Origin of the sequence: Actinomadura montaniterrae (genome assembly GCF_008923365.1) — a bacterium.
GTDB lineage: Bacteria > Actinomycetota > Actinomycetes > Streptosporangiales > Streptosporangiaceae > Spirillospora > Spirillospora montaniterrae.
The window spans coordinates 25,737-48,191 of sequence record NZ_WBMR01000055.1; the positions used below are offsets into that span (position 1 = coordinate 25,737).

A 22,455-nucleotide genomic window follows, 5' to 3' on the forward strand; every position below is an offset into this window, starting at 1 on the left:
TGCGACGAGCCTTCCGCGCCGGGGGCCGTCCGGGCAACGCGGCCGTCCCGCGTGGTGGGACACGTCTTCTACAGTGAGGCCATGCCGTCCGACGACACCTTCCTGCGCCGCGCCGTCGCGGTGCTGACCGCCTTCCGGGCGGACGACGACGGGCTCGGCGCGGCGGAGCTGGCCCGCCGCAGCGGCCTGCCGCGCTCGACGGCGCACCGGATCGCCCTCGACCTGGTGGAGGCGGGGCTGCTGGAGCGGCAGGGTACGCGGGTGCGGCTCGGCCTCAGGCTGTTCGAGATCGGCCAGCGGGTGCCCCGGCAGCGCGTCCTGCGGGACGCCGCCGTGCCGTACATGTCGGACCTGCGGGAGGCGACGCGGCAGACCGTCCACCTCGCCGTCCTGGAGGGCGCGGAGGTCGTGTACGTGGAGATCCTCGGCGCGTCCGACGCGCCGAGGATGCCGTCGCAGGTCGGCGGGCGGCTGCCCGCGCACGCCACCGGCGTCGGCAAGGCGATCCTGGCGTTCTCACCGCCGGAGGTCGTCCAGGGGGTGCTGGACGCGGGGCTGGTCAAGGTCGGCGAGCGCACCGTCGTCGCGCCCGGCCTGTTCACCCGCGAGCTGGCGAAGATCCGCGAGGAGGGCGTCGCCTACGATCGGGAGGAGTCCGGCAACGGCATCCTCTGCGCGGCGAGCCCCGTCCTCGGCCCGGACGGCGAGGCGATCGGCGCGCTGTCGGTGTCCGGCTGGTCCAACCGCATGCGCCTGGCCGCCGTCGCGCCGGCCGTCCACACCGCCGCCCTCACCCTGTCGCGGACCCTCGCCCGCCGCTGACGTCACTCCGGGAGGTGGCGGGCCAGGAGCTGGGCCAGGTGCTCGCCCCGCCTGGACGCGAGGTCGGCGAGCTGGGTGCGGCAGCTGAAGCCGTCGGCGAGGACGACGTCGCCTTCGGCGGCCTCGCGGACGGCCGGGAGCAGCCGGTGCTCGGCGATCGCGACGGACACGTCGTGGTGGCCCTTCTCGACGCCGAAGTTCCCGGCGAGGCCGCAGCAGTCGCCGAGCCGGGCGATCGCGGCGCCGGCGTCCTCGAGCAGGGCGGCGTCCTTCGTCCAGCCCATGACGGCGTGGTGGTGGCAGTGCGGCTGCGCGATCCCGGTGACGCCGGACAGGTCGGGCGGCGTCCAGTCCGGGGTCTCGGCGAGCAGCTCGGCGAGGGTGCGGGTGGCGGCGGCGACCTCGCGGGCCGCCGCCGCATCGACGCCGCGCAGCAGCTCCTCGGCGTCGGAGCGGAGCACCCCGGTGCAGGACGGCTCCATGCCGACGACCTTCGCGCCGCGCCGCACCGGCGGGAGGAGGGCCCGGACGGTGCGGCGGAGCTGGGCGCGGGCGCCGTCGAGCTGGCCAGTGGAGATCCATGTGATGCCGCAGCAGACCGGGCGCTCGGTGACGGTCACGCGGTAGCCGGCGTGTTCGAGGACCTTGACGGTCGCGTCGGCGACGTCGGGGGAGAAGGCGTCGGTGAAGGTGTCGACGAACAGGACGACCTCGCCGTTGCGGCCCTCCGGGCTGCGGTGGGAGGCGAACCGGCGGCGGAACGTGACGGGCGCGAAGGCGGGCAGGGAGCAGCGGCGGTCGATGCCCGCGGCCCAGGCGACCAGCGGACGCAGCGCCCGCGACCGCATCGCGGCGTTCACCACCGTCACGGCGGCGGGCGCCTTCGCGGCCAGCCGCGTCCAGCGCGGCAGCAGGCCGAGCGCGTAGTGCGCGCGGGGCCGGATCCTGCGGCGGTAGCGCTGGTGGAGTGCCTCGGCCTTGTAGGACGCCATGTCGATGCCGGTGGGGCAGTCGGACGCGCAGCCCTTGCACGACAGGCAGAGATCGAGGACGTCGTGTACGGCCTCGGACTTCCAGCCGTCCGGACCGAGATGCCCGGAGACGACGTCCTGCAGGACGCGGGCCCGCGCGCGCGTGGTGTCCTTCTCCTCGCGGGTGGCGAGGTACGACGGGCACATCACGCCGCCGGTCCCGGTGTTGTCGGCACGGCACTTGCCGACGCCGGTGCAGCGGTGCACGGCCCGTGACAGGTCGCCTCCGTTGTGCCGGTAGGCGAGGCCGAGCGTCGGGAGTTGCGCGCGGGTGACCGGGGCGATGCCCGCCATCCGCACGTCGGCGTCCACCGGAGCGGGCCGGACGATGATCCCCGGATTCAGCAGGTCGTCGGGATCGAAGAGATCCTTGACCTGCGCGCACAGGTCGAGCGCCTCGGCGGAGTACATGTGCGGCAGCAGTTCGCCGCGCGCGCGCCCGTCGCCGTGCTCGCCGGACATCGTGCCGCCGTGCCGCGCCGCGAGCGCCGCGGCCTCGTTCAGGAAGTCGCGGAACACGCCGGTGCCGCCGGGACGGTCGAACGGGAAGTCGATGCGGACGTGTACGCAGCCGTCGCCGAAATGCCCGTACGGGACGCCGAACAGGCCGTACCCGTCGAGGAGCGCCTCGAACTCGCGCAGGTACGAGCCGAGCCGCTCGGGCGGGACGGCCGCGTCCTCCCAGCCGGCGTGCGCCTGCCGGCCGTCCGGGGTGCGCGCCACCAGGCCCGAGCCGTCCTCGCGGATCCGCCACAGCGCGTCCGCCAGCGCCATGTCCTCGACCAGCATCGAGCCGGCGCTTCCGGACTCGGCGACGACCTTGCGGGCGGTGTCGCGCAGCGGTCCGATCACCGGGCCGGCCAGCTCCACCAGCAGCCAGCCCGAGCCCTCGGGCAGCGGCGGCACCGCGTCCGGGCCGCGCCGCTCCCGCACCACGTTCGTGATCCGCGAGTCGAGCCCCTCGCAGGCGACCGGGCCGTGCGGCAGGATCGCCGGGACGGCGTCGGCGGCCTCGGCCATCGACCCGTACCCGAGCACGACGAGCAGCCGGCGGGCGGGCTCGCGGACCATCCGCAGCCGCGCCGCGAGCGTCACGGCGAGGGTCCCCTCGCTGCCGACCAGCGCGCGCGCGACGTCGAAGCCCTTCTCCGGCAGCAGGTGCTCCAGCGAGTAGCCCGACACCTGCCGGCCGAACCGCCCGAACTCGGTCCGGATCAGTGCGAGGTTCTCGCCCACCAGCCCGCGCAGGCGCTCAAGGAGAAGGCTGCCCGCCGGGCCTCCGGGGACGTCGCCGAGCCGCAGCCGCTCCCCGGTCCCGGCGACCGCGTCCAGGCCGAGCACGTTGTCGCTGGTGCGGCCGTAGCCGAGCGCCCGCGACCCGCACGCGTTGTTGCCGATCATGCCGCCGAGGGTGGCGCGGGTCCGGGTGGACGGGTCGGGCCCGAACCGCAGCCCGTGCGCGCCCGCGACCTGGTGCAGCCGGGCCTGCACGATGCCGGGTTCGACCAGCGCCGTCCCGGCGTCCGGGTCGATCTCCAGCACCCGGTTCAGGTGCCGGCTCGCGTCCACGACCACGCCGGGGCCGACGGCGTTGCCCGCGATGGACGTGCCCGCGCCCCGCATCGTCAGCGGCACGGTGAACTCCCGGCACACCGCCAGCACCGCGGGCAGCTCGGCGGTGTCGCGGGGCGTCACCACGACCGCGGGCGGGACGCGGTACAGCGAGGCGTCCGAGGCGTACATCGACCGGGCCAGCGCCGAGTCGTCCACCCCGCTGACCCCGGCGCGCCGCAGCGCCGCCACGAGACCGCCGTGATCGCCCACATCCGCCCCTTCGCCCTGGACCCGGGCCGCCGCGCCGAGGCGGCGCCCTGCCGTCGACGGTAGTACCGCGCCATCCCGAGCGCGGCCACCGGGCGGCGGACGGCGCGCGGCGGGCGGCCGCGCGGCTCGCCCGCCTTTCGGTAAGAGCCGTTTAAAGACGACAAAGCAGGCATTCTGCATTGATCAAAGCGTCGTCCGCCCAAAGGCGGCGGTGTCCCCATGGTTAGCAGTACATGCCCTTGTTGTGCATGTCGAATTCTGCCTACACTCGCCCCTGTCAGGTGAGTTTCTTAACCGGTCAGAAAATGGAGGGCGCCAACGTGACCGACGTGTCGGAAGAATGCCCGCCGACCTTGCCGCACTGGACGGACTCGAAGGAGTCGCTGTTCGCCGCATTCGAGCCGGCCCTCTTCCGGAGGAATTCCGAGGCGGTCGCCGCCCGGCTGGAATCGCATCTGGCCGACCTTTCGGTGCGCGGATTGGAGCTGTCGGACCCCGGCGCGCTGTCGCGGGCCGCGCGGGCGCTGATGACCACCGAGCGGGAGAGCATCGCCGACTTCGACGACAAGCGGCTCGCCGCGATCGTCGACCTCTACCTGCGCACCGGGATCCAGGTGCACTCGCCCGGCTACATGGGCCGGCAGTTCTCCGGCACCGTCCCGCTCGCGGGCGTGATCGACTTCGTCGGCTCGGTCGTCAACCAGCCGTCGACCTACTACGAGGCCGGCCAGTTGCCGATCACGGCCGAGCGGATCATGGCCGAGGAGCTCAACCGCTTCATCGGCTGGGAGCCCGGCCGGTTCGCGATGGTCACCACGTCCGGCGGCTCGCTGGCCAACCTCACCGCGCTGCTGGCCGCCCGCAACCGCACCTGCCCCGGCATCTGGGCGCGCGGCGAGCACCGGGGCCGCGGCCGCCCCGCGATCGCGGTCGGCGAGGACGTGCACTACAGCGTGACCCGCGCGGCCGGCATCCTCGGCATCGGCGAGTCCCGGATCGTCCGGCTGCCGGTGGACCGGCGCGGCCGGATCGCCGCCCGCCGGGTGCCCGCGGCGCTCGCCGCCGCCGAGCGCCGCGGCCTGGAGGTGTTCTGCCTGGTGGCGTCGGCCGGCACCACCGCGCTCGGCGCCTTCGACCCGATCGACGAGCTGGCCGGCGTCGCCGCCGCGCGCGGCATCTGGCTGCACGTGGACGGCGCGCACGGCGCCAGCCTGCTGGTCTCCGACACGCTGCGGCACCGGCTGCGCGGCATCGAGAAGGCCGACTCGCTGACCTGGGACGCGCACAAGCTGATGTTCGTCCCCGCGCCCTGCACGATGCTGTTCTACCGCGACGCGCGGGACGCCCCCGGCGCCTTCCACCGCAGCGTCGCCAGCTACGTCTCCGACGAGGAACCGGACGCGCACTGCGAGTTCGACAACGGCGACAAGAACGTCGAGTGTACGAAACGACCGATGATCATGCCGTTGTGGACCCTCTGGGCGATGTACGGGCGCGCATTGTTCGCCGAGAAGATCGAGCATTTGTGCCGGACGGCGAACGAGGCCTATCACGTCCTTCTCGACGACCCCGATTTCGAGACCCTGCACCAGCCGGAGGCGAACATTCTCTGCTTCCGCTACCGCCCGCAGGGAATCGATGACGACCGCGTCCATCGCCTGCAGCTCCGGATCAGGAAACAGGTCAGGCTGGCCGGCCGGTTCTTCATTTCCAAGGTGAACATCCGGGGCGTCGCCGCCCTGCGCGTCGTCCTGATGAACCACCAGGTGACCCCCGAGCACTTCCGGATGCTGCTCGCCGAGATCAGGACCACCGGAGAGCGCCTCCTCCGCGACGACCTCGCCTGACCGCCCCGCAACCGTCCCCGCCCCCCGCAATCGCCCCCGCAACGCCCCCTGCCGCCCCCGCGACGCGCCCTCACGAACCCCCGCATCACCCCACCGCGACGAACAGGAGAACCTTATGACCTCAATGATCCTCGCCCCTCCCGGGCGATCACCCGGAGACGGCGCGGAGCTGGCCGCGCGGCTGATCCCTGAAGAGGAGATGCGGCCGTGGTCGGTGGACGACGTCCGCGCGCTGCCGTCGTTCGCGAGCAAGATGCGCGAGTGCGAGCGGATCTGCGGCGTCCCCTACAGCGAGACCCCGCACGAGATCCAGGACGCCCTGGTGCTCCGCCGCCTCGGCCAGATGATCAACACGGTGCTGCTCAACCCGCTGTGGCGCGAGCGGCTGGCCGCCTCCGGCGTCACCGGCGCGCCCACCACCTACGAGGAGTGGGAGCGGGTGCCGCTGTCGGACAAGACCGTCCAGCGCGACATGTTCATGGGCGCCCGCCCCGGCATGGTCGTGCCGCTCGGGCACGGCGGGTTCGAGGTGGTCGCCAGCGGCGGCACCAGCGACGGGATGCCGCTGGAGATCGTCTACTCGCTGCGGGAGCTGCGCGACACCTACCGGATCGCGGGCGCCTTCATGGGCGCCTACCAGCTCCGCGACCACCTGCCCGGCGGCGACCCCAGGTGGCTGTTCACCAACCTCGCCGACTACCAGATGTGGAGCAGCGGGACGATGGTCGGCGGCGTCCTGCAGCAGGTCCCCGGCGTGAACTACATCGGCGCCGGGCCCGTCACCGCGCCGGTGCTGCAGCACATGTTCTCCTACCCCGGCCCCAAGGCCATGATGGGGATCTCGGCGGGCATCGCGATCCTCGGCGACCTCGGCGCCGGGCTGAGCCGGGAGGCGCGCGAGAGCTTCCGCGTCGCGATGTACGGCAGCGGCGTGCTGCCGCACCGCAAGCGCGCCGAGCTGCGCGCCGTCTACCCCAACGTCGCCATCCTCAGCTACTTCGCCGCCACCCAGGCCGAGACGATCGGGCTCCAGCTCCGCGACGACTCGCCCTGGCTGGCCGCCGTCCCCGGCCTGCACCTGGTCGAGATCGTCGACGAGCACGGCCGCGCCGTCGCCGAGGGGGAGGAGGGCGAGCTGGTCGTCACCCGGCTGCACGCGCACGAGGCGCCGCTGCTGCGGCTCAAGCTCGGCGACCGGATGATCCGCCGGCCCGCCCTCGACGGGCCCGGGCTGAAGACCGGCCGGTTCGAGTTCGCCGGCCGCACCGGCGACGTCCTGCACATCAACGACAGCCAGTACTCGGCCGCGCTCGCCTACGCCGCCGTCCGGGAGGACCTGCGCACGGCCACCGGCGTCGACCTGGACGAGGCCGCCCACGACGTGCAGTTCGTCAACCACCGCGAAGGCAAGACCATCACGCTGCTCGCCGCCGTCGACGACGCCGACGGCCTCGCGCACGCGGTGTCCGCCGTGCTCGGGCCGTCCGGCGTCCAGCGGGTGTTCGCCGGCGCGCTGCCCCGCTCCCTGTCGCTGTTCAACGACCGGGAGGCCACCCAGGCGGCGGTCGAGCGCACCGGCTACCGCTTCCACCTCGCGTTCGTGCCCCGCTCGTCCCCCGAGATCGAGCGGACGGCCGTCGGCAAGGTCCCCCTGGTCCGCGACCGGGGGTGACGCCGGGCAACGGGCGGACCCGGCCCGGACCGCACCGCCGGAAAACCGCACCGCCCGGATAGCACACCGCCCGGAAACCGCACCGCCCGGAAACCGCACCGCCCAGAACAGGAGTGCCAGTGAATCCGCACGTCAACATCGTCGTCCTCGTGGACGCCGTCGGGGCCCTCTCGGACAGGACCCTGCACAACGGCAACCTCTCCCTGGTGGACGACGGCTCCTTCGACAGCCCCGGCCAGGGCACCGTCGACCTGTGCACCATCGTCGTGCCGGGACAGGTCGTGAAGTGGACCGCGGTCGCGGTGGACGTCCAGACCACCGCCGAGATCTCCGCCATCACCTTCCTGCCGCCCGGCGGCGGCTCCGAGCCCGCCGCGGCGCCCGAGGCGCGGGGCGGGCAGGCGGGCGGCGGCGAGAACCTGGACCTCGAGGTCTGGGAGGGGATCGTCCCCGGCCATCTCGTGCGCGGCGTGCCCTACCGGTACCGGCTCGAGGTGCAGATGCACGAGGGCCGCAACAGCGTCCTGCACATCGACACGCCCGCGCTGATGTGCGCGTGACCCGACCCGCGACCCGGAAGGGGCAGCCATGGCCCAGCAGCAAGGGATCATCGTCCTCGTCGACATCGCCAACGCGCTCCAGTCCAGGACGCTGACCGGCAACGTCTACTTCTTCGACAACATGAAGTTCCTCGGCTCGACCGGGCAGGGCACCGCGGACCTGGTGACCATCTGCCCCGGCACCTACTGGGCCGACGGCTCGCAGGCCACCGAGCAGGTGCTGAACTGGCTGCCGGCCAGCCTCGGCTCCATCCCGCCGACCGTGCCGCGCGGCTACCACTCCGACCGCGCGGAGGCCACCGACCAGGAGGCGCTGGAGGAGATCGCCGGCGTCGCCGACCGGGCCGCCGACCCCTCGGTCGACACCGCCGCCGAGCTGGAGGGGCTGCGCCGCCGCGTCGGCGCCCGCGCCCGCGACCGGCAAGGTCCTCGACGTCACCGGCAACGTCGTCACCGGCGAGGGGCAGGCCTACAACCACCCCAACCCGGTGATCACCGACATCACCGGGCCCGCCGTGGAAGAGAAGATCATGTACCCGGCGCAGTACGGCTCGCCGGACATGGTGTCGGACGGCTGGTACTGGGCCGCGTCGGTCGACACGTCCCGTCCGGGCACCTACCGGTACACGATGCACGTCCAGCTGCACGAGCTGGTGTGGCGCAACGGCGAGCCGGCCTGGGAGCCGGTCGACTACACCTGCGACTCCGCCATCAGGGTCACCAGCGACCCCAAGCGCAACGCCTTCACCGGCGGGGGCCTCGGCGTGCTGCCGATGCCCTGAGCCCCGCCGACCGACCCGAAACGGAGAGCCGATGCCCAGCAAGGCCAAGCCGCCCGAGTCCCGGCCCGTGACGATCACCGCGGTGGTCGACCCGGTCGCCGCCCTCGCCACCGGAGAACTGGAGGGGAACCTCTTCCTGTACGACACGAACAAGACCGCCGGGTCCACCGGGTTCGGCACCGCGGACCTGCGCACCCGCGTCAGCTCCGGCGACACGCTGATCTGGAACGTCGTCGTGCTGGAGTGCGAGACCTACGCCGCCATCGACGGCATCGTCATCGACGACAAGATCTGCACGCCCGAACGGAAGGTGTACCCCGACACCGACATCGTCTACTGGACCGGGACGGTGAAGCGGCACGTCGCCGAGCCCGTCCCGTACCGGCTGAAGTTCCGGCTCGGCACCGTCACCGAGCCGTTCGCCGTGTCGTCGCCGGCCCTGGTCGGCCAGGCCGCCGCAGGGGCCGCAGGGAAGGAGCGCCGATGACCACCGAGACCCGCGGCCAGCTCAACTCCGTCCAGCTGAACGTCGTCACGCTGGTGAACATGGAACGGGCCTGCGAGACCGGCTCGCTCGACGACGCGCTGTTCATGATGGACAACAGCGTCGGCGGCGTCGGGCAGGGCACCGACCACCTGGAGACGATCTGCAAGCAGGGCCAGGTGGTCAACTGGATCATCCGGCCGATCGAAATGCACAAGCGGCCGGACGGCACCTGGCCGCCCATGCCGAAGATCAACAACCTGGTGTTCCTCGACACCGAGCGGGGCGACGAGGAGGACGTCGCCGAGCAGCGGATCATGACCGAGCTCAAGATCTACGGGATGCCGGACCTGATGCGCTCGCCCTACACGCCGATCTACTACTACTGGGCCGGGGCGATCCGCAGCACGGCGCGGCCCGGGCTGTACCGCTACCGGCTCGTCCTCGAACTGGAGCAGGACGGGACGAAGGAGAAGCTCTACCTGAACACCAGGAACCACGCGGCGCTGCGGGTCGTCGAGGTGTGAACCCCGCCCGCGCGGGCCGGGACGGCGCGGCCGCCCCGGCCCGCGCGGGCGGGCGGGTCAGGCGAGGGCGGGGCGGTACTCGTCGAGCCAGTCGGCGAACGCCAGGGCGCGCTCGATGGGCACGCGGTCGCGCTGGATGCTGGCCTTGCCGAGCGGCCGGTCGAGCGCCGCGCGCACCGCGTCCGGGTCGAGGAAGTCGCGGACGGGAGCGGAGGAGTCGGCGGCGACGGCGCGCAGCCGGTCGCGGACGGCCTGCTCGTAACCGGGGTTCTGGGTGGCGGGATAGGGGCTCTTGCGGCGCCGGACGACGGAGTCGGGGAGCACGTCGGCGACCGCGCCGCGCAGCAGGCTCTTCTCGCGGCCGTCGTAGGTCTTGTGCGACCACGGCGTGTTGAACACGTACTCGACGAGCCGGTGGTCGCAGAACGGGACGCGCACCTCCAGGCCGACGGCCATGCTCATCCGGTCCTTGCGGTCGAGGAGCAGCCGGACCATCCGGGTGAGGTGCAGGTAGCAGATCTCCCGCATGCGGCGCTCGCGCGGGGACGCGTCTGGCAGGTGCGGCACCTCGGTGAGCGCCTCGTGGTAGCGGTCGCGCTGGTAGGCGCCGGCCTTGGCGCGCAGGTCCGGGTCGAGCAGGTCGAGGCCCTGGCCGAGCGCCGCGGACGTCCACGGGAACGCGTCGGCGGCGACCGCGCCGGGGTCGTGGAACCAGCGGTAGCCGCCGAACACCTCGTCCGCGGACTCGCCGGACAGCGCGACCGTCGACTGCTTGCGGATCTCGGCGAACAGCAGGTACAGGGAGCTGTCCATGTCGCCCATCGCGGGCAGGTCGCGGGCGCGCAGCACGGTGCGCATCGCCTCGGGGGAGGCGAGCTGGTCGTTGCCGAGGACGACGTCGGAGTGGTCGCAGGCGACGTGCTCGGCGACGTCGTGGACGTACGGCCCGTCGGCCGTCTCGCGCAGGTCGTCGGGGACGAACCCGCCGGTCTCGTCCACGAAGTCGACCGCGAAGGAGCGGACGTGGTCGCGGCCGAGGGCCCGGTCGGCGAGCGCGGTCAGCGCGCTGGAGTCCAGGCCGCCGGACAGCAGCGTGCACAGCGGGACGTCGGAGATCAGCTGCCGCTCGACGATGTCGTCGAGGAGCTCGCGGACGTGCCGGACGGTCGCCGGCACGTCGTCGGTGTGCTCGCGCGCGGTGAGCGCCCAGTACCGGCGGTCGGACGTGCCCTCGCGGGAGACGGTGACGGTGTGGCCGGGGATCACCTCGTGCATGCCCGTGAAGACGCCGTGGCCGGGGGTCTTGGCGTTGGTGAGGACCTCCAGCAGGCCCTCCTCGCCGACGCGGGCGGTGAAGTGCGGGTTGGCGAGGATCGCCTTCGGCTCGGATCCGAACAGGACGCCGTTCCCCGTGGGAGCGTAGAAGAGCGGCTTGATGCCCATGCGGTCGCGGCCGAGGAGCAGCTCCTCGCGGCCCGCGTCCCACAGCGCGAACGCGTACATGCCGTTGAGGCGGCCGGCGAAGTCCCCGCCCCATTCGAGGTAGGAGCGCAGGACGACCTCGGTGTCGCTGCGGGTCCGGAAGCGGTGGCCGTGTGCTTCGAGGTAGCGGCGGAGTTCGTGGAAGTTGTAGGTCTCGCCGCTGTAGACGAGGGTGGCGGGGCCCTCCGTCATCGGCTGGACGCCGCCCTCGATGTCGATGACGGCGAGGCGGCGGTGGCCGAGCGCGGCGTGCGGGCCCGTCCACAGGCCCTCGTCGTCGGGCCCGCGCCGGGCCATGGTCCGGGTCATCGCGAGCGCCGTGGCCCGCTCCTTGGTGAGGTCGCGTTCGTAGTCCACCCATCCGGCGATGCCGCACATGGAACGTCCCTTCTGACATGTGCGTCGTGCAGGTAACTGTCCTTCCTTACCTCATTTGACAAGAAACGAATCTGTAACGAACCTCACCGCCGCCCGCTCTTGCCATCTCGCCGTGACGAGCGGCGCCCACGCTGAGCTGGACGAGAGCATCATGGGCTCCCCTCCGGCCGAGCACCGGATTTCCTATTCGCTCAGTAGGGAATCTGATGCCATGCTGGGGGACATGCCTCGCAGCATCGATGAGATCCTCGCCGCCGCCCGCGGGCGGCTCGACCGGCTCGACCCCCGCGCGGCGCACGCCGAGTCCGGCGCGGGCGCCCTGCTGGTGGACATCCGCCCGGCCGCGCAGCGGGCGGCCGAGGGTGAGATCCCCGGCGCCCTGATAGTCGAGCGGAACGTCCTGGAGTGGCGGTTCGACCCGCAGTCGGGCGCCCGCCTGCCGCAGGCCACCGGGCACGACGTGCGCGTCATCGTGTTCTGCTCCGAGGGCTACACCTCGAGCCTCGCCGCGGCGTCCCTGCACGACCTCGGCCTGACCCGCGCCACCGACGTGGTCGGCGGCTTCAAGGCATGGCGCGACGCCGGCCTGCCCGCCACCGCGGGGAGTGACAGCGCCGGTTGAGGTCTTAACATCAGGGATGTTAACTTCCCCTCGACCCGCCGCGCTCGCGGCGTCCGGACGGAGGAGCGGGGCATGACCAACCGGCAGCGGCGGGGGCCCGCGCAACGCCAGGACGCGATCGCCGAGGCGGTCCTCGCCCAGGGCTCGGCGACCGCCGCCGAGCTGGTGGAGCGGTTCGGGGTCAGCCTGATGACCATCCACCGCGACCTCGACGAGCTGGAGCGGCAGGGCATCGTCCGCAAGTACCGGGGCGGGGTCACCGCGCAGCGCTCGGGCGTCTTCGAGAGCAGCGTCGCCTACCGGGGCAAGTCGATGCGCGAGGAGAAGGAGGCGATCGCCGCCGCCGCGGCGGAGCTGGTCGAGCCCGGCATGGCGATCATGCTGGACGACTCCACCACCGCGCTCGCGCTGGCCCGCCGGATCAAGGACGCCGGCCCGCTGACGATCGTCACCAACTTCCTCGACTGCCTCAACCTCCTCGCCCCCGTGCAGGGCGTCCGGCTGATCGCGCTCGGCGGCGACTACGACCCGCTGCACAACTCGTTCATGGGCGTCTCGTGCGTCGAGGCGATCGAGTCGCTGCAGGTCGACCTGTGCTTCGTGTCGACGTCGGCGGTGTCCGCGGGCAACGCCTGCCACCAGGAGCAGCGGGTCGTGGTGGTGAAGCGGGCGATGCTGCGCAGCGCAGTCCGCAACGTCCTGCTGGTGGACCACACGAAGCTGGGGCGCACCGCGCTGCACCGGGTGGCGCCGCTGGGCGAGTTCGAGCGCGTCATCACCGACGACGGGGCGTCCGCCGCGGCGCTCCGCGAGCTCGACCGGCACAAGGTCGAGTACGAGGTCGCCGCGCGCGCCTGAGCGCTCCTCCCGCCCGCCTTCCTGTGATGGGCGATGTTAGAACCAACACCACGGCGCCCCCTGCCGCCTAGAGGGTCCGCACGGTCGATATCGAGTTGTGACCTGGGGTGTTCCGCGGTCGCTTCGCCACCGGATCACGTCGGTGAATGTTAGTTAACGTCGCAGTATTGACACTTCTAACGTTCTGGGTGTTACGTTCTCCCCGCGACGGCCGGTCGGACCCGGCCCGGACGGCCGCCGCGCTGGATCGGCCGCCCTTTCCCACGGGCGCAGCACCGAGGAGACCTCAGTGACGAAGCTTTCCCTCCGGACGGCCGCCGCGGCCGCCGCGGCCCTGGCCGTGCTCGCCCCCGCCGCGGCCTGCTCGTCCAAGAGCGCGGGCTCGACCGGCGGCGACGCGAAGAACGCCAAGATCGCGTTCCTCATGCCGGACATCGCCTCGACCCGCTACGAGCTGTACGACGCGCCGTTGTTCAAGGCGAAGATGAAGCAGCTGTGCGGCGGCTGCTCGGTGCTGTACCAGAACGCTGGCGCGGACGCCTCGAAGCAGCAGCAGCAGGCCAGCTCCGTGCTGGCGCAGGGCGTGAAGGCCATCGTGATCGACCCGGTCGACTCGGCGGCGGCCGCGTCCATCGTCCGGATGGCGCAGTCCCGCAAGGTCGCGGTGATCGCCTACGACCGGCCGATCCCCGCCGCGAAGGCCGACTTCTACGTCTCCTTCGACAACGAGAAGATCGGCGCGATGATCGGCCAGTCGCTGGTCGACCACCTGAAGCAGGCCAAGGCCAAGGGCGGGATCCTCGAGGTCAACGGCTCGCCGACGGACGCCGCGGCGAACCTGATCAAGAAGGGCATCCACAGCGCGGTCGACCCGTCCGGCTTCAAGCTGCTCGCCGAGTACGACACCCCCGGCTGGGAGCCCGCCAAGGCGCAGGACTGGGTGAGCGGCCAGATCAGCAAGTTCGGCGGCCAGATCGCGGGCGTCGTCGCGGCCAACGACGGCACGGGCGGCGCGAGCGTCGCCGCGTTCAAGGCGGCCGGCAAGCCGGTGCCGCCGGTCACCGGCAACGACGCCGAGCTCGCCGCCGCGCAGCGGATCGTGAACGGCGATCAGTACAACACCATCTCCAAGCCGATCAAGATCGTCGCGGAGGCCGCCGCGGAGGCGGCGTACGAGCTGGTCAAGGGCGACGAGCCGAAGCCGAACGCGACGCTGTTCAACACCCCGTCGCAGCTGTTCACGCCGACCGTGGTGACGAAGGACAACATCGCCACGGTGCTGCTCGGACCGGGCGGGGCGCTCAAGGCGTCGCAGGTCTGCACCGCCGAGTACGCCGCGGGCTGCACCCAGCTCGGCATCAAGTAGCGGCCCGTACCGGGCAACGATCCACGAAGGTCGGTCATGTCACCCACGCCCACCCCCACGGCCCCCGCCCCGGCCGCCGCCGAGGACGGCGCGCTGCTGTCGCTGCGCGGCATCAGCAAGTCCTTCGGCGCGGTCGCCGCGCTCACCGGCGTCGACCTGGACGTCGCGGCGGGCGAGGTCGTCGCGCTCGTCGGCGACAACGGCGCCGGGAAGTCCACGCTGGTGAAGGTCCTGTCCGGGGTGCACCCGCCGGACGCGGGGACCATCACGTTCGAGTCCCGGGAGGTCGCGGTGCCGAGCCCCGCGGCGGCGCAGCAGCTCGGCATCGCGACCGTCTTCCAGGACCTCGCGCTCTGCGAGAACCTGAACGTCATCGAGAACCTGTTCCTCGGCCGGGAGCTGCGCGCGCTGCGGCTGGACGAGGTCGCGATGGAGGTCCGGTCCCGGGAGCTGCTGCGCCAGCTGTCGGCGAAGATCCCGTCGGTGGAGGCGCCGGTCGCGGCGCTGTCGGGCGGGCAGCGGCAGACCGTCGCGATCGCCCGGTCGCTGCTCGGCGACCCGAAGGTCATCATCCTGGACGAGCCGACCGCCGCGCTCGGCGTCGCGCAGACCGCCGAGGTGCTGAACCTGATCGAGCGGCTCCGCGAGCGCGGCCTCGGCGTCATCATGATCAGCCACAACATGGCGGACGTGAAGGCGGTCGCGGACCGCGTCGCCGTGCTGCGGCTCGGCCGCAACAACGGGGTGTTCGACGCGGAGGCGACGTCCGCCGAGGAGCTGGTCGCGGCGATCACCGGCGCGACCGACAACGTGGTCAGCCGCCGCTCCCGGCGCGCGCGCCCGTCCGGCGGCGGACCCGATCCCGAGGACGGCGCCGGAGCGGACGCCGAGCCCGCCGCGGACGAGCAGGTCCCGACGACCGCGATGACGAAGGGGGACGGCGATGAGTGACCTCACCACGGCGCCGCCGGTGGAGCGGGCGCCGGCCGAGGAGCCGCAGGACCGCGGCCTGCGCGCCACCCTCGCCGGGATGGCGGACCGGGTGCGCGGCGGCGACCTCGGCGTTTGGCCGGTCGTCGCGGGCCTGGTGGTCATCTGGACCGTCATGCAGATCCTGAACCCGGTGTTCCTGTCCAGCGCGAACCTGGTGAACCTGGCGATGGAGTGCGTGCCCGTCGGGGTGATCGCGCTCGGCGTGGTGTTCATGCTGCTGGTCGGGCAGATCGACCTGTCGGTGGGCTCCGTCAGCGGGCTCAGCGCGGCGATCACCGCGGTGCTGTTCGTCGACCACGGGATGCCCGCCGTGGTGGCGCTCGTCGCGGCGGCCGCCGCGGGCTGCCTGATCGGCTGGTTCTACGCGCAGGTGTTCAACCGGCTCGGCGTGCCGAGCTTCGTCATCACCCTCGCCGGCCTGCTCGGCTTCCTCGGCCTCCAGCTGTGGATCCTCGGCCCGAAGGGCTCCATCAACCTGCCGTTCGACTCGTGGCTGGTGACGTTCGCGCAGCTCGACTTCGTCCCGCCGTGGCTGGCGTACGCGCTGGTCGCGGCGGGCGCCGGCGCGCTGTACTGGACGGGCCACGCGCGGGCTGCGGCGCGCCGCAGGGCCGGCCTGCCCGCCACCACCGAGCAGACGCTCGTGCTGCGCAGCGCCGTCCTGCTGGCGGGCCTCGCGGTCGCCGTCTGGTACTTGAGCCGAGACCGGGGCGTCGGCTGGATGTTCGTGCTGTTCCTCGGCCTGGTGCTGGCGACGCACTACGTCCTGTCCCGGACGAAGTACGGCAAGTCGGTGTACGCGGTCGGCGGGAACGTCGAGGCGGCCCGGCGCGCCGGCATCAACGTCAAGGCCGTCTACACCTCGGCGTTCGTGGTGTGCACGACGCTCGCCGCGGTCGGCGGGATCCTCGCGGCGGCCCGGCTCGCGGCGTCGAACCAGAGCAGCGGCGGCGGCGACGTGAACCTCAACGCGATCGCGGCGGCGGTCATCGGCGGGACGAGCCTGTTCGGCGGGCGCGGCAACGCGTTCGCGGCGCTGCTCGGCATCGTCGTCATCCAGTCGATCTCCAGCGGCCTGACGCTGCTGAACCTCGACTCGTCCTACCGTTTCATGGTCACCGGCGCGGTGCTGCTGCTGGCCGTGGCGCTGGACTCGGTCGCCCGCCGGTCGCGGCGGACGCACGGCCGCGCCTGACCCCCTGTTTCCGCACCTCACGGGAGAGCCGATGGCGGTCGTCTGCGTCGACGCGGGCACCACGATGATCAAGGCGGTCGGGTACGCCGAGGACGGCACGGAGCTGGCCGTCGTCCGCCGTCCCACCACGGTGTCCCGGCCCGCGCCGGGCCGGGCCGAGCAGGACATGGCCGAGGTCTGGGACGCGGTGGCGGGCGCGGTGCGCGAGGCCGCCGCCGAGGTCACCGCGCTGGGCGCGGGCGTCGACCTGCTCGCGCTCACCGCGCAGGGCGACGGCTGCTGGCTCGTCGACTCCGGCGGAGAGCCGGCCGGTCCGGCGATCCTGTGGAACGACGGCCGCGCCGCCGCGATCGTCGAGGGCTGGGCGCGCTCCGGCGTCATCGCCGAGGCGTTCCCCGCGAACGGGTCGCTGCCGTTCCCGGGGCTGCCCAACGCGATCCTCACCTGGCTGCGCGAGCACGACCCGGACCGGCTCGCCCGGTCCGCGGCGTCCCTCACCTGCGGCGGCTGGATCTTCGCGCGGCTCACCGGGCGGGTCGCGGCGGACTCCTCGGACGCGTCGGCGCCGTTCATGGACGTCCGCGAGCGCGCGTACTCCGGCGACCTGCTCCGCCTCTACGGGATGGAATGGGCCCGCCCGCTGCTGCCCGATCTGCTCGGCGACGACGAGCGGGCCGCCCCGCTCACGCCGGAGGCGGCGGACGTGCTCGGCCTGGCCGCCGGGACCCCGGTCGTCCTGGCGCCCTACGACATCGCGTCCACCGCGATCGGCGCGGGCGCGGTCGGCACCGGGCAGGCCTGCACGATCCTCGGCACGACGCTGTGCACGGAGATGGTCGTGGACGAGCCGCGCCTGGACGGCGAGCCGTCCGGGTTCACGGTGGCGATGGGACTGCCGGACCGGTGGCTGCGGGCGTTCCCGACGCTCGCGGGCGGCCAGGTCGTCGACTGGGCCCGCCGGACGCTCGGCCTCGGCGACGACCCGTCCGCGCTGTCCGCGCTGGCGGCGCAGTCGCCGCCCGGCGCCGGCGGCCTGGTGTTCCTGCCGTACCTGTCGCCCGCCGGGGAACGCGCGCCGTTCCTGGACCCGCGGGCGCGCGGCGCCTTCCACGGCCTGACCGTCGAGCACGAGCGCGCCGACCTCGCCCGCGCCGTCCTGGAGGGGCTCAGCCTGGTCGTCCGGGACTGCCTGGAGGCGGCCGGGACGCGCCCGACCGAGCTGCGGGTCAGCGGAGGCGGTTCGGCGAGCGCGTTCTGGCTCGGAGTGCTCGCCGACGTGACGGGCGTCCCCGTCGTCCGGTCGGCCGACGCCGAGGCGGGGGCGCGCGGCGCGTTCATCGTCGGGCTGCTCGCCACCGGCCGCGCCAAGGACGCGCGGGAAGCGGCCGGGCAGTACGTCCGGCCGGGCGAGGTCTACGAACCCGATCCCGGGCGGGCCGCGCACTACGCGCAGACCTACCAGGACTTCCTGGACATCCGCCAGGCCACCGCGCCGGCCTGGCCCACGCTCGCCGCGATGCGCGAGCGCGGGGGTGAGCGGTGACCGCCGAACCTGTCTGGGTCGGCGTCGACCTCGGGACGCAGAGCGTCCGAGCCCTGGCCGTCACCGCGTCGGGGCAGGTCGCGGGCAGCGGGACGGCCCCGCTGTCGGGCCGCCGCGACGGTCCCCGCCACGAACAGGACCCCGAGCAGTGGTGGACGGCCGTCGGCGCGGCCTGCCGCGAAGCACTCCGCGACGTCGCGGCGGGCGCGGTGCAGGCCGTCGCGGTGGACGGCACGTCCGGCACCGTCCTGCTGACCGACCGCGACGGGCGGCCGCTGACCCCGGCGCTGATGTACGACGACACCCGCGCCGCCGGAGCCGTCGAGCGGATCAACGAGGCCGGCGGCGCGGTGTGGCGGAGACTCGGCTACCAGCGCATGCAGCCCGCCTGGGCGCTGCCCAAGCTGCTGTGGCTGCTGGAGAACGTCCCGGACCTGCCGGACGGCGCGCGCCTCGCGCACCAGGCCGACTTCGTGAACCGGCGCCTCACCGGGCACCCGGTCGCCGCCGACCTCAGCAACGCCCTCAAGACCGGCGCCGACCTCGTCGCCGAGACCTGGCCGCGGGACGTCCTCGACGCGCTCGGCGTCCCCGCCGGTCTGCTCCCTGAGCTGGAACGTTCCGGCACCCAGCTCGGCACCGTCGGCGCCGGCGCCGCCGCGGCGACCGGGCTGCCGGAGGGCACGCCGGTGATCGCGGGCGCCACCGACGGGTGCGCCGCCCAGCTCGGCACCGGACGCCTCACCGCCGGCTCCTGGAACTCCGTCCTCGGCACCACCCTCGTGCTGAAGGGCGTCACCGACGACCTCGTCCACGACCCGTTCGGCGTCGTCTACTCCCACAAGGCGCCGGACGGGCGGTGGCTGCCCGGCGGCGCGTCCAGCACCGGCGCGGGCGCCCTCACCCGCGACTTCCCGGGCCGCGACCTCGCCGATCTCGACCGCCGCGCCGCCGCCCGCGAACCCGCCGCCGCGCTGACCTACCCGCTCGTCGGCGCGGGGGAGCGGTTCCCGTTCGTCGCGCCGGACGCCCGCGGGTTCACGCTCGGAGCGACCGGCGACGAGGCCGACGCCTACGCCGCCGAGCTGCAGGGCGTCGCGTTCGTCGAACGGCTCTGCTTCGACCACCTCGACCTGCTCGGCGCGCCCACCGGCGGTGACCTGACCCTCACCGGCGGCGCAGCGAAGTCGCGGTACTGGTGCCAGCTGCGCGCCGACGTCCTCGGACGGCCCGTCTTGCTGCCGCGCCAGGCCGAGCCCGCGCTCGGCGCCGCCGTCCTCGCCGCATCCCCGGGACGCGATGTCGCCGGCGTCGCGTCCCGCATGGTCGCCGTCGCGGCCACCGTCGACCCGCGGCCGCGCGACGCCGGCCGGTTCGACGACGCCTACCTGCGCATGGTCGACGAACTGGAAGGACGCGGATGGCTCCCCGCCCCGACCGCCGCCCACGCGCGCGCGAGGACGGCCCGATGACGCGGCTCGTCCTCGTCCGCCACGGCGAGACCGAATGGCACGCCGAGAACCGCTACGCCGGCACGAGCGAGGTCGCGCTCACGCGGCGAGGCCTGGAGCAGGCGCGGCTGCTCGGCGCGTGGGCGGAGGCGGCCCGTCCCGACGCCGTCTGGTGCTCCGACCTCGGCCGCGCGCGGCTCACCGCCGAGCCGTCCGCCAAGGCGATCGGCGCGGACCCCGTCGTCGACGCGCGGCTGCGCGAGCTGCACTTCGGGCGCGGCGAGGGCCTCACGCGCGACGAGATGGAGCGCGCGTTCCCCGACGCGCTGCGCGCCTTCCGCGCCGACCCCGTCGCGGGCCACCTGCCCGGCGGCGAGGACCCGGCCGCCGCCGCGCGCCGCTTCACCGCCTGCCTGCACGACATCGCCGGACGGCACCCCGGCGGCCGCGTCCTCGTCGTCGCGCACTCCACCGCGCTCCGCCTCGCGCTGTGCCGGCTGCTGGGGCTGCCGCTCAAGGACTACCGGCGGCGGTTCCCGTCGCTGGGCAACTGCGCACTGACCGAGATCCGGCTCCGGGACGGCGACGCCGCCCTCCTGGAGTTCAACACCGCGATCGAAGGATCGCTCGTTCCCTGGAGCCTGCAATGACGACCCGCGTCCTCGCGGCCGGTGACCTGTTCGTCCGCAACCGCCTGTTCATCGACGCGCTGCGCGCCGCCGCCCCCGGCGACCTGGAGTTCGCCGAGCTCACGCTGCCGTGGCCGGTCGAGCCGTTCGGGCGGGTCGCCGAGGTGGACGAGGCGTCCGGCACCGAGGAGCGGCTCATCGAGGCGCTGCGCGGCGCGCGGATCTGCGTCACCCAGATGGCGCCGCTCACCCGCCGCGTCCTGGAGGCGTGCCCGGACCTGGAGCTGTTCGGGATCAGCCGGGGCGGGCCCGTCAACGCCAACCTGGAGGCGGCCACCGAGCACGGCGTCGCCGTCTGCTACGCGCCGGGACGCAACGCCGGCGCCACCGCCGAGCACACCCTCGCGCTGATCCTCGCCGCCGTCCGGCGGATCCCGCAGACCCACGGCGACCTCGTCGCGGGCCAGTGGCGCGGCGACTACTACCGCTACGAGGCCGTCGGCTTCGAGCTGCTCGGCAGCACCGTCGGGCTCGTCGGCTGCGGCGCGGTCGGGCGCCGCGTCGCCCGGATGCTGGCCGCGCTCGGCGCGAAGGTCCTCGTCCACGACCCGTACCTGGACGGCCTGGGCGACCTCGCCGACGTCGCCGAACTCGTGCCGCTCGACGACCTGCTGGCGCGCGCGCAGATCGTCTCCTTGCACGCCCGCGCCACCCCGCAGACCACCGGGATGATCGGCGCCGCGCAGATCGCCGCGATGGCGCCCGGGTCGATCATCGTCAACTGCGCGCGAGGGGCGCTGCTGGACTACGAGGCCGCGTGCGACGCCGTCGAGTCCGGGCACCTGTTCGCCGCCGCGTTCGACGTGTTCCCCGAGGAGCCCATCCCGGCCGGGTCGCGGCTGCTGACCACCCCGAACGTCATCGTCACCCCGCACCTGGCGGGCGCCAGCAAGCAGACCGCCGCGAACGCCGCCCGCATCATCGCCGAGGACGTCGGCCGCCACCTGCGCGGCGAGCCCCTCCTGCACTGCGCCAACCCCGGCGCCCTCACCGTGCCGCGGCCGGCCTGACCCCGGCCTCGCTCCCGACTCCCCGCGCAACCCCCACCACGAGGAGGCACGATGCACCCGACCCGCCTACCCGCCGACGTCCCGCTGACCCGCCGCACGGCCCTCGGCCTCGCGGGCGCCGCCGCGCTCGCCGGCGCCGCGACGCTGGCCGGGACGGCCCGCCCCGCCGCCGCGGCCGAGCGCTCCTACACCTTCGAGCTCGTCTTCGACGTCCCCGACACCGGCAACATGCAGGGCCTCGCCTACCAGCACGGCCGCTTCTTCGTCGGCTTCGACGTCGGCGGCGGCAAGGGCATCGTCCGCGAATACCGCCCCGACGGCACCAAGGTCAAGGAGAGCGCGCCGCTCGACGTCGGGCACGCCGCCGAGGTCAGCGTCCGCCGCGCCGACGGACTGCTCTACGTCGCGACCGGCGGCGGCACCAACCCGACAAAGGTGAACGTCGTCGACTGGACGGGCGAGCCGCGCATCGTCCGCACCATCGACTTCGGCTCCCTCGGCAATTCCGGTCTGGTGGCCGTCGATGATGAGCGCGACGGATTGCTGGTCCACGCCGGGCCCGGCGACAACGGCCCGTTCGTCTTCGCCTTCACCGACCTCGACGGGAATGTCCGCTCGACGTTCCCGCTCGGCTACCAGGGCGTTCCGCAGGGCCTGGAAATGTCCGGCGACAAGGTCCTGTACTACACCAACAACACGATCACGGTACTGGACCGCGCGGGCACGATCCTGGAAGCGATCACCATCCCGCTGACAGGCGAGAGCGAAGGCCTCGCCGTCGCCCCCGCGGGCCGCGGATCGCGCGTCTTCGTGGGCTACAACAAGCCCAACCGCGTCTACGCGATGACGCCGGCGTTCCGCTGACAGGCCAGGCGCGCGGCCGGGTCCGTCCAGTACCTCCCAAGCCCGGCCGCGCGCCTTCCCACCGGTTTCCGCACGCCCGCCGAATTCTTCCCGATGCGACCGTTCCAATTCCGGATCCGTTGTAAGATCCGGTGGTATCGGGCCTTCGGAGAGTGCCGATTCACGGGCAGGTGAGTGATCTTCGGTGTCCGTTTATCGGAATCCGATGAATTGCGGGCCTCTTTGCGAACCGCCCTATCCTTTCCGGGATCACTCGGGTATGAACAAGGGGTGATCGGCGCGGTCACGGCGGGATTCCGCGGGCCGCGCGCAGGGGGCCGCGCGCGGGCGCCCCCGCGCGCGGAGGCAGGAAACCCTCTCCGAGGAGGAAACCCCGTGAACGCTCCCGCCCGACTCGCGCGGCTCGCCGCCCCGGCGGCCGCCGCGTGCGCCGCGCTCGCGCTGGCGGCCGGCCC

At 73.4% G+C, this 22,455-nt stretch carries 19 protein-coding genes; 17 read left to right on the forward strand and 2 right to left on the reverse strand.

The annotated features are described in order from the left end of the window. The first annotated feature begins 81 nt into the window (after nt 1-81). Nucleotides 82-822, forward strand: coding sequence for an IclR family transcriptional regulator (locus tag F9B16_RS20100; RefSeq protein WP_151541637.1), 741 nt, complete (start codon nt 82-84; stop codon nt 820-822). A gap of 2 nt (nt 823-824) precedes the next feature. Here the strand turns inward: F9B16_RS20100 and F9B16_RS20105 are convergent, their stop codons facing one another. After that, complete coding sequence (locus F9B16_RS20105; RefSeq protein ID WP_151541638.1) at nt 825-3,857, reverse strand: FAD-binding and (Fe-S)-binding domain-containing protein; 3,033 nt, start codon at nt 3,855-3,857, stop codon at nt 825-827. 140 nt (nt 3,858-3,997) lie between these two features. On the opposite strand from F9B16_RS20105, the gene F9B16_RS20110 reads away from it, so the two are divergent. The 6 genes from F9B16_RS20110 to F9B16_RS20140 all read left to right on the forward strand — a co-directional run bounded on the left by F9B16_RS20110 (nt 3,998) and on the right by F9B16_RS20140 (nt 9,549). After that, entirely contained in the window at nt 3,998-5,524 is a 1,527-nt protein-coding gene (locus F9B16_RS20110; RefSeq protein WP_192808881.1) for a pyridoxal phosphate-dependent decarboxylase family protein, read from the forward strand. A gap of 115 nt (nt 5,525-5,639) precedes the next feature. After that, nucleotides 5,640-7,196 (forward strand): phenylacetate--CoA ligase family protein, encoded by a 1,557-nt coding sequence (locus F9B16_RS20115; protein ID WP_151541640.1) that lies wholly within the window; start codon nt 5,640-5,642, stop codon nt 7,194-7,196. Between the two features lie 119 nt (nt 7,197-7,315). Next, nucleotides 7,316-7,756 carry a hypothetical protein gene (locus F9B16_RS20120; RefSeq protein ID WP_151541641.1) on the forward strand — a complete coding sequence of 147 codons (441 nt, stop codon included), beginning with the start codon at nt 7,316-7,318 and terminating at the stop codon, nt 7,754-7,756. Between the two features lie 488 nt (nt 7,757-8,244). Beyond that, nucleotides 8,245-8,538, forward strand: coding sequence for a hypothetical protein (locus F9B16_RS20130; RefSeq protein WP_151541643.1), 294 nt, complete (start codon nt 8,245-8,247; stop codon nt 8,536-8,538). 31 nt (nt 8,539-8,569) lie between these two features. Next, the gene (locus tag F9B16_RS20135) at nt 8,570-9,025 is read left to right on the forward strand and encodes a hypothetical protein (protein WP_151541644.1); all 456 of its coding nucleotides are present in this window, start codon (nt 8,570-8,572) and stop codon (nt 9,023-9,025) included. Then, the gene (locus F9B16_RS20140) at nt 9,022-9,549 is read left to right on the forward strand and encodes a hypothetical protein (RefSeq protein ID WP_151541645.1); all 528 of its coding nucleotides are present in this window, start codon (nt 9,022-9,024) and stop codon (nt 9,547-9,549) included. Before F9B16_RS20135 ends, F9B16_RS20140 begins: the two co-directional genes overlap by 4 nt. Nucleotides 9,550-9,606: 57 nt before the next feature. Here the strand turns inward: F9B16_RS20140 and asnB are convergent, their stop codons facing one another. Further along, nucleotides 9,607-11,409 (reverse strand): asparagine synthase (glutamine-hydrolyzing), encoded by a 1,803-nt coding sequence (gene asnB / locus F9B16_RS20145; RefSeq protein WP_151541646.1) that lies wholly within the window; start codon nt 11,407-11,409, stop codon nt 9,607-9,609. A 223-nt stretch (nt 11,410-11,632) separates the two neighbouring features. On the opposite strand from asnB, the gene F9B16_RS20150 reads away from it, so the two are divergent. The 10 genes from F9B16_RS20150 to F9B16_RS20195 all read left to right on the forward strand — a co-directional run bounded on the left by F9B16_RS20150 (nt 11,633) and on the right by F9B16_RS20195 (nt 22,000). Then, nucleotides 11,633-12,031, forward strand: a complete 399-nt coding sequence (locus F9B16_RS20150; protein ID WP_225991792.1) for a rhodanese-like domain-containing protein — start codon at nt 11,633-11,635, stop codon at nt 12,029-12,031. A gap of 72 nt (nt 12,032-12,103) precedes the next feature. Beyond that, nucleotides 12,104-12,889 (forward strand): DeoR/GlpR family DNA-binding transcription regulator, encoded by a 786-nt coding sequence (locus tag F9B16_RS20155; RefSeq protein ID WP_151541648.1) that lies wholly within the window; start codon nt 12,104-12,106, stop codon nt 12,887-12,889. 289 nt (nt 12,890-13,178) lie between these two features. Continuing rightward, on the forward strand, nt 13,179-14,255 hold the full coding sequence (locus F9B16_RS20160) for a substrate-binding domain-containing protein (protein WP_192808882.1): 1,077 nt from the start codon (nt 13,179-13,181) through the stop codon (nt 14,253-14,255). A 36-nt stretch (nt 14,256-14,291) separates the two neighbouring features. Then, nucleotides 14,292-15,206, forward strand: a complete 915-nt coding sequence (locus F9B16_RS20165) for an ATP-binding cassette domain-containing protein (protein WP_151541649.1) — start codon at nt 14,292-14,294, stop codon at nt 15,204-15,206. Continuing rightward, the gene (locus F9B16_RS20170) at nt 15,199-16,443 is read left to right on the forward strand and encodes a sugar ABC transporter permease (RefSeq protein WP_192808884.1); all 1,245 of its coding nucleotides are present in this window, start codon (nt 15,199-15,201) and stop codon (nt 16,441-16,443) included. Before F9B16_RS20165 ends, F9B16_RS20170 begins: the two co-directional genes overlap by 8 nt. Before the next feature lie 31 nt (nt 16,444-16,474). Next, nucleotides 16,475-17,986, forward strand: a complete 1,512-nt coding sequence (locus F9B16_RS20175) for an FGGY-family carbohydrate kinase (protein WP_151541650.1) — start codon at nt 16,475-16,477, stop codon at nt 17,984-17,986. Then, the gene (locus F9B16_RS20180) at nt 17,983-19,458 is read left to right on the forward strand and encodes an FGGY-family carbohydrate kinase (protein ID WP_151541651.1); all 1,476 of its coding nucleotides are present in this window, start codon (nt 17,983-17,985) and stop codon (nt 19,456-19,458) included. The genes F9B16_RS20175 and F9B16_RS20180 overlap by 4 nt, the downstream gene beginning before the upstream one ends. Further along, the gene (locus F9B16_RS20185) at nt 19,455-20,087 is read left to right on the forward strand and encodes a histidine phosphatase family protein (protein WP_151541652.1); all 633 of its coding nucleotides are present in this window, start codon (nt 19,455-19,457) and stop codon (nt 20,085-20,087) included. Before F9B16_RS20180 ends, F9B16_RS20185 begins: the two co-directional genes overlap by 4 nt. Next, nucleotides 20,084-21,136, forward strand: coding sequence for a 2-hydroxyacid dehydrogenase (locus tag F9B16_RS20190; RefSeq protein WP_151541653.1), 1,053 nt, complete (start codon nt 20,084-20,086; stop codon nt 21,134-21,136). The genes F9B16_RS20185 and F9B16_RS20190 overlap by 4 nt, the downstream gene beginning before the upstream one ends. A 51-nt stretch (nt 21,137-21,187) precedes the next feature. Further along, nucleotides 21,188-22,000: a hypothetical protein gene (locus F9B16_RS20195; protein ID WP_151541654.1), complete on the forward strand. Its 813-nt coding sequence runs from the start codon at nt 21,188-21,190 to the stop codon at nt 21,998-22,000. Nucleotides 22,001-22,455 lie beyond the last annotated feature (455 nt).

Bases quoted from the DNA above. Each gene is read 5' to 3' on its own strand.
- F9B16_RS20105 (WP_151541638.1), bottom strand. From the start codon at position 3,857: ATGCAGAATGCCTGCTTTGTCGTCTTTAAACGGCTCTTACCGAAAGGC.
- F9B16_RS20135 (WP_151541644.1), top strand. From the start codon at position 8,570: ATGCCCAGCAAGGCCAAGCCGCCCGAGTCCCGGCCCGTGACGATCACC.
- F9B16_RS20170 (WP_192808884.1), top strand. From the start codon at position 15,199: ATGAGTGACCTCACCACGGCGCCGCCGGTGGAGCGGGCGCCGGCCGAG.
- F9B16_RS20155 (WP_151541648.1), top strand. From the start codon at position 12,104: ATGACCAACCGGCAGCGGCGGGGGCCCGCGCAACGCCAGGACGCGATC.
- F9B16_RS20115 (WP_151541640.1), top strand. From the start codon at position 5,640: ATGACCTCAATGATCCTCGCCCCTCCCGGGCGATCACCCGGAGACGGC.
- F9B16_RS20185 (WP_151541652.1), top strand. From the start codon at position 19,455: ATGACGCGGCTCGTCCTCGTCCGCCACGGCGAGACCGAATGGCACGCC.
- F9B16_RS20100 (WP_151541637.1), top strand. From the start codon at position 82: ATGCCGTCCGACGACACCTTCCTGCGCCGCGCCGTCGCGGTGCTGACC.
- F9B16_RS20165 (WP_151541649.1), top strand. From the start codon at position 14,292: ATGTCACCCACGCCCACCCCCACGGCCCCCGCCCCGGCCGCCGCCGAG.
- asnB (WP_151541646.1), bottom strand. From the start codon at position 11,409: ATGTGCGGCATCGCCGGATGGGTGGACTACGAACGCGACCTCACCAAG.
- F9B16_RS20150 (WP_225991792.1), top strand. From the start codon at position 11,633: ATGCCTCGCAGCATCGATGAGATCCTCGCCGCCGCCCGCGGGCGGCTC.
- F9B16_RS20190 (WP_151541653.1), top strand. From the start codon at position 20,084: ATGACGACCCGCGTCCTCGCGGCCGGTGACCTGTTCGTCCGCAACCGC.
- F9B16_RS20140 (WP_151541645.1), top strand. From the start codon at position 9,022: ATGACCACCGAGACCCGCGGCCAGCTCAACTCCGTCCAGCTGAACGTC.
- F9B16_RS20195 (WP_151541654.1), top strand. From the start codon at position 21,188: ATGCACCCGACCCGCCTACCCGCCGACGTCCCGCTGACCCGCCGCACG.
- F9B16_RS20175 (WP_151541650.1), top strand. From the start codon at position 16,475: ATGGCGGTCGTCTGCGTCGACGCGGGCACCACGATGATCAAGGCGGTC.